The organism is Mitsuaria sp. RG, from assembly GCF_028369275.1.
In the GTDB taxonomy this organism is placed as follows: domain Bacteria; phylum Pseudomonadota; class Gammaproteobacteria; order Pseudomonadales; family Pseudomonadaceae; genus Aquipseudomonas; species Aquipseudomonas peradeniyensis.
In genome coordinates this window covers 30,951-43,553 of sequence record NZ_JAQMYQ010000016.1, presented here as the reverse complement: position 1 = coordinate 43,553, position 12,603 = coordinate 30,951, and the positions used below count along the sequence as shown (strand labels likewise).

The window sequence follows — 12,603 nt, the reverse complement described above, 5'->3', positions numbered from 1 at the left end:
AAGAGCAGCCCCTGGCTGCTCTTTTACTTGAATCATCGCGGCGCGGATCGAGGCAGGATCCGCCCGCTCGTAAACATCAGCGTTTCTGGGTCAGGGCGCGGCGCTCGAATTCGACGATGCGCTGACGGTAATGCTCGATGGTCTGGGCGGTCAGCACGCTGCGCTGGTCATCCTTGAGCTCACCATTGAGCTCGTGGGCCAGCTTGCGGGCGGCAGCCACCATCACGTCGAAGGCCTGCTTGGGATGACGCGGGCCAGGCAGACCGAGGAAGAAGCTCACCGCACGGGTGCTGAAGTGGTCGATGTCGTCCAGGTCGAACACGCCGGGCTTGACCGCGTTGGCCATGGAGAACAGCACTTCGCCGTGGCCGGCCATGCTCTCGTGGCGGTGGAAGATGTCCATTTCGCCGAAGCGCAGGCCGCTTTCGAGGATGTTCTGCAGCAGCGCCGGGCCCTTGAAGCCACCTTCGTCACGGGAGATGACGCTGATTACCAGCACTTCCTCGGCCGGCGGCAGCTCCTTGGCCGGCGTGCTCGGCGCGGTGAAGCCGTTGGCGCGGGTGTTGTCGGCGGCGAAATCGTCGTCGCCACCCTCGAACAGGTCGGGCTCGCGGGGCTCGGCGGCCAGGTTCAGGTCACCCTGCTGCGGCTCGCTGTGGTTGCGCTTGCCGCGCTTGGCCTTGGCCGGCTTGGGTTCGCGCTCGCGCTCCCGTTCACGCGCAGGGACGCTCACCGACGGCAGGTCGGACTCGTCCAGCTCGGGCTCTTTATGGGTATCCAGCACACGCGCAGGGCCGAGCACCTCGGCGCTGCCGCTGTCGTCGTCCGGGGCGTTGGCGTAGCTACGGTCCAGACGGAACTTCAACTTGCCCTTGCCGCCGCGCATGCGGCGCCAGCCGTCGAAAAGAATACCGGCGATGACAATGATGCCGATGACGATCAGCCACTCGCGCAGACCGATTTCCATGTAATCCCGTGCCTCTATAAAAAATATGCTTGAAAACAAAGGCTTCAAAGGCCTTTAACACGTGGCGCCAACTCTATGTTCTGACAGGCGTTTTACCCACGCAAAAAACAAGTGACATTAAGCTAGCACGACCAAAGGCAACTTTACACCGTCTGTCGCATCTGCTGAGGCTTTTGCCTACATGTTCACACCCATTCTTTACCCCTTACGCATCGACCATGGCCATTGCCTCTTCCACATCAACTGCAACAAGACGTGAACAACCCGGCTCGTGCATGGTCACCCCCATCAGCTGGTCGGCCATTTCCATGGCGATCTTGTTGTGGGTGATGTAGATGAACTGCACGGTCTCGCTCATTTCCTTGACCAGGCGGGCATAGCGCCCGACGTTGGCGTCGTCCAGCGGCGCGTCGACCTCGTCGAGCATGCAGAACGGCGCCGGGTTCAGCTTGAAGATGGCGAACACCAGGGCCAGGGCCGTCAGTGCCTTCTCGCCGCCGGACAACAGATGGATGGTGCTGTTCTTCTTGCCCGGTGGACGCGCCATGATCGTCACCCCTGTATCGAGTAGATCTTCGCCCGTCAGTTCCAGATAAGCGCTGCCGCCACCGAAAACTTTTGGGAAAAGTGCCTGTAATCCGGCATTTATCTGATCAAAGGTATCCTTGAAGCGGTTGCGGGTTTCCTTGTCGATCTTGCGGATGACGTTTTCCAGGGTCTCCAGCGCCTCGACCAGGTCGGCGTCCTGGGCGTCCAGGTAACGCTTGCGTTCGGACTGCTGTTCGTATTCCTCGATGGCCGCCAGGTTGATCGCGCCCAGGCGCTGGATGCGCGCCTCGATCTGCTCCAGTGCCTGTTCGGTACCCTGCTCGCTGGCATCGGCCTCGAGCGTGGCGAGCACGCCCTGAAGATCGTAGCCGTCGGCGAGCAGTTGTTCCTGCAAGGTCTTGCGTCGCACGTCCAGGCCCTGGGACTCCAGGCGCTGCTGCTCCAGCTGGCCGCGCAACAGTTGCGACTGCTGCTCGGCCTGGGTGCGGCGCCGTTCGGCATCGCGCAGCTCACGGTCGGCCTCGTCCATGTGCAGGCGCGCCTGGCGCATTTCCTCGTCGACGCTCATGCGTCGCTCCAGCAGCTCTTCGAGCTTGAGGCGCAATTCTTCCAGCGGCGCCTCGCCCTCCTCCAGGTTCAGGTTCAACTGCTCCTGGCGCTCGCCCAGGCGTGCGGCCTGCTGTTCCAGGCGTTCGAGGGCCTGACGGGTCGAGTCATGCTGGGCGCGCAGCGAGCCCAGGCGCACGGCCAGCTGGTGACCGTGGTCCTTGTGCTGGCGGGCCTCCTGGCGGATGCGGTCGAGACCTTCGCGCAGGGTGTCACGGCGCGCCATCAACAGCTCGCGCTGCTCGGTGTCCTGGGCCATCAGTTCCAGGGCTTCCTGCAGCAGCAGGCGCGCCTCGCCCAGCTGCTCGTGCTCCAGGGCGCGCTGCTCCTGCAGCTCGGTCAGTTCTTCCTGCAGGCGCCGGCGGCGCAGCTCCAGCTGCTCGGCACGGGCACGGCCGGCGGACAGGCGCGCCTTGAGCTCGCCGTGCTGACGGCCTTCGTCCTGACTGCGACGACGCAGCTGCTCGCGTTGCTCCTCCAGGTCGAGCTGCTGCTCGCGCAGGCGTTGCAACTGTTCGTCGAGCTGTTCGAGCAAGGCCTCCTGTTCCAACTGTTCCTGCCCCAGGCGCTCGATCTCCTGGCCACGGGCCAGCACGCCACCCTGGGCCTCGCTTCCTCGGCTGACCCGCAGGAAGTATCGCCCGACCCAATAGCCGTCACGGCTGACCAGGCTCTGCCCATCGTTCAGCGACGCCCGCCGGGCCAGGGCCTGCTCCAGGGTGTCCACCGGCATGACCTGGCCCAGCCAGGGCGACAGGTCGACGCGCCCTTCGACCTTGTCGAGCAGGCTGCCGGGGACGGTCACGCCCCCTCCCCCCGCCATCAGCAGGCGCAGTTCGCCCTGCTCCAGCGCGGCGAACTCCAGGCCGGCGAAATCATCCAGCAGCACTGCCTGCAGATCGGCGCCCAGCACCGTTTCCACCGCCAGCTCCCAGCCGGGCTCGACCCGCAGCCCCTCGGCCAGCCGTGGGCGCTGTTCCAGGCCCTGGGCGCGCAGCCAGTCGGCGGCCCCGACACCCGGTTCCAGCGCGGCCTGCTGCAAGGCTTCGAGGGACGCCAGGCGCCCGCCCAGGCGCTGCAGGTCACCCTGCTGTTGCTGCTGCGCCTGGCTGGCCTGCTGCATCTGCTCGCGCAACGCATCCAGCTGCTCGACCACCTGCCGCTCCTGCAGCTGGAGTTCCTCGAGCAGCAACTCACTGCCGGCCACCTGCTCGCCCAGGTCGCTGGTCTCGGAATCCTGCGTATCCTCACCGAGCTGGTCACGCTCTTCGCCCAGCTTGCGCTGGCGCTCGGCCAGACGCTCCAGGCTGGCCTCCAGCTGCGCCAGGCGCGCCTGCTGCACTTCGGCCTGGCGGCGCGGTTCGGCGGAGCGGGTGTTGAAGCTGTCCCACTGCTCCTGCCAGCCGTGCATGCCCAGCTCGGCCTCCTCCAGGGTCGCGGCGGCCTCCTCGGCCGCTGCCAGGGTCAGTTCCTGCTCGGGTTCGAGCATGGCCAACTCTTCACCGAGGGTCGCCAGCAAGGTGCGGTCGTGCCCCAGATGCGATTCGGTTTCCAGGCGGCTGCGCTCGGCTTCCTTGAGGTCGTCCTGCAACTGGCGCAGGCGCTGCTGGCCATGCTGGATGCTCTGCTCGACCCGGGCGATATCGCCGGCCACTGAATAGAAGCGGCCCTGCACCTGGTTGAAGCGTTCGGACAGCTCATGATGGCCGTCGCGCAGGCGCTCGATGCTGGCATCGGCGTTGCGCTGCTCGGCCACCAGCGCCTCGAAGGCGATTTCCTGGTCGCCGATGACCGTCTCGCGCTGGCGCACCCGCTGGTCCAGGTCGCGCCAGCGCAGGGCCGCCAGGCGCGCCTTGAGCTGGCGCTCCTCGGCCTTGTACTCGCGGTACTTCTCGGCGGCCTGGGCCTGTCGGTGCAGGCGCTCGAGCTGGCGCTCCAGCTCTTCGCGCAGGTCGGTCAGGCGCGCCAGGTTCTCCTGGGTGCGGCGGATACGGTTCTCGGTCTCGCGGCGGCGCTCCTTGTACTTGGAGATGCCGGCCGCCTCCTCGATGAAATTGCGCAGCTCCTCGGGCTTGGCCTCGATCAGCTTGGAGATCATGCCCTGCTCGATGATCGAGTAGCTACGCGGCCCCAGGCCAGTGCCGAGGAAGATATCGGTGATATCACGGCGCCGGCACTTGGTGCCGTTGAGGTAATAGGTGTTCTGCCCGTCGCGGGTGACCTTGCGGCGGATCGAGATCTCGGCGTAGGCGGCGTACTCGCCGACCAGGGTGTTGTCGCTGTTGTCGAACACCAGTTCGATGCTGGCCTGGCTGACCGGTTTGCGGCTGGTGGAGCCGTTGAAGATGACATCGGTCATCGACTCGCCGCGCAGGTTTTTGGCCGAGCTTTCGCCCATCACCCAGCGCACCGCGTCGATGATGTTGGACTTGCCGCAGCCATTGGGACCGACCACGGCAGCCATGTTGCTGGGAAAATTGACCGTGGTCGGGTCGACGAAGGACTTGAATCCGGCCAGGCGGATGCACTTCAGGCGCATCGGTCAGACCCGCGCCAGCGCCGCCAGCACCAGTTCGCAACTGCGCTGGCAATAGGCGGTGAGCACCTCGCGGATGCGCGGCAGGTCGCGGGCGACCACGGCTTCGAGCAGGCGGGCGAACAGCTCGAGGTAATCGACCATGTTGGCCTGGCGCTGGTCCAGGGCCAGGTAGTAGGCGCGGCTCATGGCCGGCTGCAGGTTCTCGACGGTTTCCTGCAGGTACGGGTTGTTGGCGAACGGGTAGGCGGCGCGCATCACCGCGAAGCTGTCGCCGACGAAGGCCTTGATGTCCTTGGCGGCATGGGCCTGCTTGAGGCGCTGCTGGATGTCCAGGAATGGGCGCAGGTCGCTGTCGCTGCGCCAATGCTGGGCAACAGCGTTGCCCAGCAGGATGTAGAACTCGCCCATCAGGGTGCACAGGCTGCGCACACTGTTCTCGTCCAGCTCGGTCACATGGGCGCCACGGCGCGGCAGGATCGCCACCAGGTGACGGCGTTCGAGAATGAGCAGCGCCTCGCGCACCGAGCCGCGGCTGACGTTGAGGGCCTGGGTGACCTTCTGCTCCTGGATGCGCTCGCCGGGTGCGAGTTCGCCGCGGATGATCCGCTCGGCCAGGTAGTGGGCAATTTGCTCGGAGAGGCTGTCCGGCGCCTTGAACGTCATGGTTTTCCTTCGCGATCTGGGTAGCTGTGCACAAGGGCGCGATTGTAGCGCACTTGTCCCGTGCCCGCGCAGCGGCGCGACGCGCTTTGTGCGACTGGCGGGTCAACTTTCCCACTCGGCGCGAACTATGCTTGGAGAAAGGCTCGATGAAGCGGTTCGGAAGGCCTCTGGACGAAATCTTGACCTTTGAGTCAGAAAATTATTGACCTCAGGGTCAAGCGTTGCTTAGAGTCCGCCCGAACAACAATAAAACCATTGCGAGGCCCTCCCCCGTGATCCAGTTTCTCGTCAACCAGGAGCTGCGCAACGAGCACGCCCTGGACCCGAACATGACGGTGCTGCAATACCTGCGCGAGCACCTGGGCAAACCCGGCACCAAGGAAGGTTGCGCCAGCGGCGACTGCGGCGCCTGCACCGTGGTCGTCGGCGAACTCGTCCAGAACGACCAGGGCGGCGACGCCATCCGCTACCGCAGCCTCAACTCGTGCCTGACGTTCGTGTCCTCCCTGCACGGCAAGCAGCTGATCAGCGTCGAGGGCCTCAAGCACCAGGGCGAACTGCACAGCGTGCAGAAAGCCATGGCCGACTGCCATGGTTCGCAGTGCGGCTTCTGCACCCCCGGTTTCGTCATGTCGCTGTTCGCCCTGCAGAAGAACAGCGAGGGCCACGACCTGCACCAGGCCCAGGAGGCCCTGGCCGGCAACCTGTGCCGCTGCACCGGCTACCGGCCGATCCTCGAAGCCGCCGAGCAGAGCTGCGCCCGCCCCTGCCGCGACCAGTTCGACGCCCAGCAGGCGCAGACCATCGCCCGCCTCAAGGCCATCGCCCCGCAACAGACCGGCGAGCTCAACAGCGGCGACAAGCGCTGCCTGGTGCCGCTGACCGTGGCCGACCTGGCCGACCTGTACAGCTCGCACCCCGAGGCGCGCCTGCTGGCCGGCGGCACCGACCTGGCGCTGGAGGTCACCCAGTTCCACCGCACCCTGCCGGTGATGATCTACGTCGGCCATGTCGCCGAGCTCAAGCGCATCGACAAGACCGCCACCCACCTGGAGATCGGCGCCGCCACCCCGCTGACCGACTGCTACACCGCGCTCAACGAGGAATACCCCGACTTCGGCGACCTGCTGCACCGCTTCGCCTCGCTGCAGATCCGCAACCAGGGCACCCTGGGCGGCAACATCGGCAACGCCTCGCCGATCGGCGACTCGCCGCCCCTGCTGATCGCCCTCGACGCGCAGATCGTCCTGCGTCAGGGCGAGCGCCAGCGCACCCTGGCCCTGGAAGACTACTTCATCGACTACCGCATCACCGCGCGCCAGGACAGCGAGTTCATCGAGAAGATCATCGTGCCGCGCGCCAGCAATGACTGGGCGTTCCGCGCCTACAAGGTGTCCAAGCGCCTGGACGACGACATCTCCGCCGTGTGCGCGGCGTTCAACCTGAGCATCGAGAACGGCGTGGTCAGCGGCGTGCGCATCGCCTTCGGCGGCATGGCGGCGATTCCGAAACGCGCCCGCGCCTGCGAAGCCGCGTTGCGCGGCAAGCCGTGGAACCAGGCCAACATCGAGCGTGCCTGCCAGGCCCTGGCCGAGGACTTCACCCCGCTCAGCGACTTCCGCGCCAGCCGCGAGTACCGCCTGCTGACCGCGCAGAACCTGCTGCGCAAGTACTTCATCGAACTGCAAACGCCGCACATCGAAACCCGGGTGACCGCCTATGTCTAATCATCACGCCGTCAAGAGCCAGGCCGAGATGGCCGCATTGTTCAGCCAGGACCTGACCACCGGGGTCGGCCGCAGCCTCAAGCACGACAGCGCCGACAAGCACGTGGCGGGCGAGGCGGTGTACATCGACGACCGCCTGGAATTCCCCAACCAGCTGCACGTCTATGCGCGCACCGCGGACCGCGCCCATGCGCGCATCCTGCGCATCGACACCACGCCCTGCTATCAGTTCGAAGGCGTGCGCATCGCCATCACCCACGAGGACATCCCGGGGCTCAAGGACATCGGTCCGGTGGTGGCCGGCGACCCGCTGCTGGCCATCGACAAGGTCGAGTTCTTCGGCCAGCCGGTGCTCGCCGTGGCCGCCCGCGACCTGGACACCGCGCGCCGCGCGGCGATGGCGGCGATCGTCGAGTACGAAGACCTGGAACCGGTGCTCGACGTGGTCGAGGCGCTGCGCAAGAAGCACTTCGTGCTCGACAGCCACACCCACAAGCGCGGTGATTCGGACACGGCCCTGGCCAGCGCCCCGCACCGCATCCAGGGCAGCCTGCACATCGGCGGCCAGGAGCATTTCTACCTGGAGACCCAGATCAGCTCGGTGATGCCCAGCGAAGACGGCGGCATGATCGTCTACTGCTCCACGCAGAACCCCACCGAGGTGCAGAAGCTGGTCGCCGAGGTGCTCGACGTGCCGATGCACAAGATCGTCGTCGACATGCGCCGCATGGGTGGTGGCTTCGGCGGCAAGGAAACCCAGGCCGCAAGCCCCGCCTGCCTGTGCGCGGTGATCGCGCGCCTGACCGGCCAGCCGACCAAGATGCGCCTGCCCCGCGTCGAAGACATGATGATGACCGGCAAGCGCCATCCGTTCTACGTCGAGTACGACGTCGGCTTCGACGACAGCGGCCGCCTGCACGGTATCAACTTCGACCTGGCCGGCAACTGCGGCTACTCGCCCGACCTTTCCGGCTCGATCGTCGACCGCGCCATGTTCCACTCCGACAACGCCTACTACCTGGGCGACGCCACGGTGCACGGCCACCGCTGCAAGACCAACACCGCCTCCAACACCGCCTACCGCGGCTTCGGTGGCCCGCAAGGCATGGTCGCCATCGAGCAGGTGATGGACCATATCGCCCGCCACCTGGCGCTGGACCCGCTGGCGGTGCGCAAGGCCAATTACTACGGCAAGACCGAGCGCAACGTCACCCACTACTACCAGACCGTCGAGCACAACATGCTCGAGGAGATGACCGCCGAGATCGAGGCGAGCAGCGATTACCATGAGCGCCGCGAATCGATCCGCCGCTTCAACGCCAACAGTCCGGTACTGAAAAAGGGCCTGGCGCTGACCCCGGTGAAGTTCGGTATCTCGTTCACCGCCACCTTCCTCAACCAGGCAGGTGCCTTGATCCACATCTACACCGACGGCAGCATCCACCTCAACCACGGCGGCACCGAGATGGGCCAGGGCCTGAACACCAAGGTTGCGCAGGTGGTGGCCCAGGTGTTCCAGGTCGACTTCGACCGCATCCAGATCACCGCCACCAACACCGACAAGGTGCCCAACACTTCGCCGACCGCGGCCTCCAGCGGCGCCGACCTGAATGGCAAGGCGGCGCAGAACGCCGCCGAGATCCTCAAGAAGCGCCTGACCGAGTTCGCCGCCCGGCACTACAACGTCACCGAGGAGGACGTCGAGTTCCGCAACGGCCATGTGCGCGTGCGCGACCAGATCGTCAGCTTCGAGCAACTGGTGCAGCAGGCCTACTTCGCCCAGGTGTCGCTGTCGACCACAGGTTTCTACCGCACGCCGAAGATCTTCTACGACCGCTCCCAGGCCCGTGGCCGGCCGTTCTACTACTTCGCCTTCGGCGCGGCGTGCGTGGAGGTGATCGTCGACACCCTGACCGGCGAGTACAAGATGCTGCGCGCCGACATCCTGCACGACGTCGGCGACTCGCTGAACCCGGCCATCGACATTGGCCAGGTCGAGGGCGGCTTCGTCCAGGGCATGGGCTGGCTGACCACCGAGGAGCTGGTGTGGAATGCCAAGGGCAAGCTGATGACCAACGGCCCGGCCAGCTACAAGATCCCGGCGGTGGCCGACATGCCGATCGACATGCGTGTGAAGCTGGTCGAAAACCGCAAGAACCCCGAGGACACGGTGTTCCATTCCAAGGCCGTGGGCGAGCCGCCGTTCATGCTCGGTATCGCCGCCTGGTGCGCGATCAAGGACGCAGTGGCGAGCATCGCCGACTACCGTGTGCAGCCCGAGATCGACGCGCCGTCGACGCCGGAGCGGGTGTTGTGGGGGTGCGAGCAGATGCGCAAGGCGGTGGCTGCGCAGCAGCCTGTGGAACAGGAACTGGAACCGGTGACGCACTGACAGCGCGCCCCTCTGTAGGAGCGGCCTTGCGCCGCGAAAGGGTCGCGCAGCGGCCCCTGGATCTGTGCCGCAATGAAGATTTGTGGGCTGCTGCGCAGCCCTTTCGCGGCACAAGGCCGCTCCTACACAAGGGATCGAGGAGGATTGAAGACATGCACCAATGGATCAACGCCCTCGCCGACCATCAAGCCCGCGGCGAACCCTGCGTCCTGGTGACCATCATCGAGGAACGCGGCTCCACGCCGCGCAACGCCGGCTCGAAAATGGTGGTCAGCGCCAGTGCGCTGTACGACACCATCGGCGGCGGCCACCTGGAGTTCAAGGCCCTGCACATCGCCCGGCAGATGCTCGAGGAACACCGCAGCACTCCGCACCTGGAGCGCTTCAGCCTCGGCGCCAGCCTCGGCCAGTGCTGCGGCGGCGCCACCGTGCTGCTGTTCGAGCCGATGACCGGCGTGCAGGCCGAGATCGCCGTGTTCGGCGCGGGCCATGTCGGCCGCGCTCTGGTACCCTTGCTCGCCGCGCTGCCCTGCCGGGTGCGCTGGATCGACTCGCGCGAGCAGGAGTTCCCCGACGCCATCCCCAACGGGGTGAGCAAGATCGTCAGCGAAGAGCCGGTCGACGAAGTCGCCGACCTGCCCGCCGGCAGCTACTGCATCGTCATGACCCACAACCATCAGCTGGACCTGGAGCTGACCGCCGCGATCCTCAAGCGCAACGATTTCACCTGGTTCGGCCTGATCGGCTCGAAGACCAAGCGCGTCAAGTTCGAGCACCGCCTGCGCGAGCGCGGTTTCGACGACGCGCTGATGGCGCGGATGCGCTGCCCGATGGGCCTGGCCGAGGTCAAGGGCAAGCTGCCGATCGAGATCGCCGTGTCCATCGCCGCCGAGATCATTGCCACCTACAACGCCTGCTTCGGCCAGCACGACGCTGCCGCCAATTCAGGCCCCATCGCCCAGTTGCTGCCGTCCTCGCGACGCAGCCAGACCCTTTGACGAGAGCCCCATGAGCGCAACCCGCAAAGCCTACCGAGCCGCCATCCTGCACAGCATCGCCGACCCCGCCGAGGTCGGCCTTGAGGCGTCCTGCGAATACTATGAAGACGGCCTGCTGGTGGTCGACAACGGCCGCATCAGCGCCCTGGGCCATGCCAGCGAGCTGCTGCCGACCCTTGACGCCGACATCCCGGTGCAGCATTACCAGGACGCCCTGATCACCCCGGGCTTCATCGACACCCACATCCACTTCCCGCAGACCGGCATGATCGGCTCCTACGGCGAGCAACTGCTGGACTGGCTGAACACCTACACCTTCCCCTGTGAGAAGCAGTTTGCCGACAAGGGCCACGCCGACCAGGTGGCGAAGATCTTCCTCAAGGAACTGCTGCGCAACGGCACCACCACTGCCCTGGTGTTCGGCAGCGTGCACCCCGAGTCGGTCAACGCCCTGTTCGAGGAGGCCGAGCGCCTCGACCTGCGCATGATCGCCGGCAAGGTGATGATGGACCGCAACGCCCCCGACTACCTGACCGACACCGCCGAATCCAGCTACCGCGACAGCAAGGCGCTGATCGAGCGCTGGCACGGCAAGGGCCGCCTGCACTACGCGGTCACCCCGCGCTTCGCGCCGACCAGCACGCCGGAGCAATTGAGCGTGGCCGGCCAGTTGCTCAAGGAGCACCCGGGCGTGTACATGCATACCCACCTGTCGGAGAACCTCAAGGAAATCGACTGGGTCAAGTCGCTGTTCCCCGAGCAGAAAGGCTACCTGGACGTCTACGACCACTTCGAGCTGCTCGGCGAGCGCTCGGTGTTCGCCCACGGCGTGCACCTGTGCGACGACGAATGCCAGCGCCTGGCCGAGACCGGCTCGGCCATCGCCTTCTGCCCGACCTCCAACCTGTTCCTCGGCAGCGGCCTGTTCAACCTGCCTCAGGCCGAGCGCTTCAAGGTCAATGTGGGCCTGGGCACCGACGTCGGCGCGGGCACCAGCTTCTCGCTGCTCAACACCCTGAACGAGGCGTACAAGGTGATGCAGCTGCAAGGCGCACGCCTGCACCCTTACAAGTCGCTGTACCTGGCCACCCTCGGCGGCGCCCGCGCCCTGCGCCTGGACGACCGCATCGGCAGCCTGCGCCCGGGCAATGACGCCGACTTCGTGGTGCTCGACTACAAGGCCACCCCGCTGCTGGATTACCGCCTGCAGCAGTCGAAGAACATCGAGGAGACCCTGTTCGTGCTCACCACCCTGGGCGACGACCGCACCGTGCGCGAAACCTACGCCGCCGGGCGCTGCGTGCACCAGCGCTGACAAGATCGCGGGGCTCCGTGGGAGCGGGCTTGCCCCGCGATAGGCAGCTAGGGCTGCTTCGCCAACCCGCGGTACAAAGCCCCGCCGATCGCCGCGCCGATCAGCGGTGCCAGCCAGAACAGCCACAGCTGCTGCACGGCCCAGCCACCGACGAACAACGCCGGCCCCGTGCTGCGCGCCGGGTTCACCGAGGTGTTGGTCACCGGGATCGAGATCAGGTGGATCAGGGTCAGCGCCAGGCCGATGGCGATCGGCGCGAACCCCGCCGGCGCCCGGGCATCCGTGGCGCCCATGATGATCACCAGGAACATCGCGGTCATCACCACTTCGCTGGTGAAGCCTGCCGCCAAGCTGTAGCCACCGGGCGAGTGCTCGCCGTAGCCGTTCGAGGCCAAGCCGTTGGCCAGCTCGAAACCGGCCTTGCCGCTGGCGATGAAGTAGATCACCGCCGCGGCGAGGATCGCGCCGATCACCTGGGCGATCACATAGGGCAGCAATTCCTTGGCCGGGAAGCGCCCGCCCACCACCAAGCCGAACGACACGGCGGGGTTGAGGTGACAACCGGAGATATGACCGATGGCGAAGGCCATGGTCAGGACCGTCAGGCCAAAGGCGAAGGCGACACCGAGGACCCCGATGCCGACCGGGGAGCTGGCCGCCAGCACCGCGCTGCCACACCCGCCAAGGACCAACCAGAACGTGCCGACCAACTCGGCACCCATGCGTACACCCAGGGACGAACTCATGGAGCATTCCTCAAGTAATTGGACGCAACGACTGCGCAAGCCCAACTGCTTGATGAAGGTTTGCTGAGGAGAAATCTAGCAGAGCTTTGACAAGTGGCCAG

Annotated in this window: 8 protein-coding genes; 4 read left to right on the top strand and 4 right to left on the bottom strand. The window is 66.1% G+C overall.

What is annotated here, in order from left to right:
- Positions 1–76: 76 nt before the first annotated feature.
- The 3 genes from zipA to POF53_RS11400 form a co-directional block, all read right to left on the bottom strand.
- Complete coding sequence (gene zipA / locus POF53_RS11410) at positions 77–967, bottom strand: cell division protein ZipA (RefSeq protein ID WP_203651753.1); 891 nt, start codon at positions 965–967, stop codon at positions 77–79.
- 205 nt (positions 968–1,172) lie between these two features.
- Positions 1,173–4,661, bottom strand: a complete 3,489-nt coding sequence (smc, locus tag POF53_RS11405) for a chromosome segregation protein SMC (RefSeq protein ID WP_498967744.1) — start codon at positions 4,659–4,661, stop codon at positions 1,173–1,175.
- A gap of 3 nt (positions 4,662–4,664) precedes the next feature.
- Positions 4,665–5,324 carry a GntR family transcriptional regulator gene (locus tag POF53_RS11400; RefSeq protein ID WP_050706590.1) on the bottom strand — a complete coding sequence of 220 codons (660 nt, stop codon included), beginning with the start codon at positions 5,322–5,324 and terminating at the stop codon, positions 4,665–4,667.
- Between the two features lie 272 nt (positions 5,325–5,596).
- Between POF53_RS11400 and xdhA the strand changes: the two genes are divergently transcribed.
- The 4 genes from xdhA to guaD all read left to right on the top strand — a co-directional run bounded on the left by xdhA (position 5,597) and on the right by guaD (position 11,756).
- Entirely contained in the window at positions 5,597–7,051 is a 1,455-nt protein-coding gene (gene xdhA / locus POF53_RS11395) for a xanthine dehydrogenase small subunit (RefSeq protein ID WP_203651749.1), read from the top strand.
- Positions 7,044–9,443, top strand: a complete 2,400-nt coding sequence (gene xdhB, locus POF53_RS11390; RefSeq protein WP_254463803.1) for a xanthine dehydrogenase molybdopterin binding subunit — start codon at positions 7,044–7,046, stop codon at positions 9,441–9,443. The genes xdhA and xdhB overlap by 8 nt, the downstream gene beginning before the upstream one ends.
- A gap of 152 nt (positions 9,444–9,595) precedes the next feature.
- Positions 9,596–10,441, top strand: coding sequence for a xanthine dehydrogenase accessory protein XdhC (gene xdhC / locus POF53_RS11385; protein ID WP_498967741.1), 846 nt, complete (start codon positions 9,596–9,598; stop codon positions 10,439–10,441).
- Between the two features lie 10 nt (positions 10,442–10,451).
- The gene (guaD, locus tag POF53_RS11380; RefSeq protein WP_203651744.1) at positions 10,452–11,756 is read left to right on the top strand and encodes a guanine deaminase; all 1,305 of its coding nucleotides are present in this window, start codon (positions 10,452–10,454) and stop codon (positions 11,754–11,756) included.
- A 47-nt stretch (positions 11,757–11,803) separates the two neighbouring features.
- Here the strand turns inward: guaD and aqpZ are convergent, their stop codons facing one another.
- The gene (aqpZ, locus tag POF53_RS11375; RefSeq protein WP_203651742.1) at positions 11,804–12,502 is read right to left on the bottom strand and encodes an aquaporin Z; all 699 of its coding nucleotides are present in this window, start codon (positions 12,500–12,502) and stop codon (positions 11,804–11,806) included.
- Between the last annotated feature and the right edge of the window lie 101 nt (positions 12,503–12,603).

Bases quoted from the DNA above. Each gene is read 5' to 3' on its own strand.
- zipA (WP_203651753.1), bottom strand. From the start codon at position 967: ATGGAAATCGGTCTGCGCGAGTGGCTGATCGTCATCGGCATCATTGTC.
- smc (WP_498967744.1), bottom strand. From the start codon at position 4,661: ATGCGCCTGAAGTGCATCCGCCTGGCCGGATTCAAGTCCTTCGTCGAC.
- POF53_RS11400 (WP_050706590.1), bottom strand. From the start codon at position 5,324: ATGACGTTCAAGGCGCCGGACAGCCTCTCCGAGCAAATTGCCCACTAC.
- xdhB (WP_254463803.1), top strand. From the start codon at position 7,044: ATGTCTAATCATCACGCCGTCAAGAGCCAGGCCGAGATGGCCGCATTG.
- xdhC (WP_498967741.1), top strand. From the start codon at position 9,596: ATGCACCAATGGATCAACGCCCTCGCCGACCATCAAGCCCGCGGCGAA.
- guaD (WP_203651744.1), top strand. From the start codon at position 10,452: ATGAGCGCAACCCGCAAAGCCTACCGAGCCGCCATCCTGCACAGCATC.
- aqpZ (WP_203651742.1), bottom strand. From the start codon at position 12,502: ATGAGTTCGTCCCTGGGTGTACGCATGGGTGCCGAGTTGGTCGGCACG.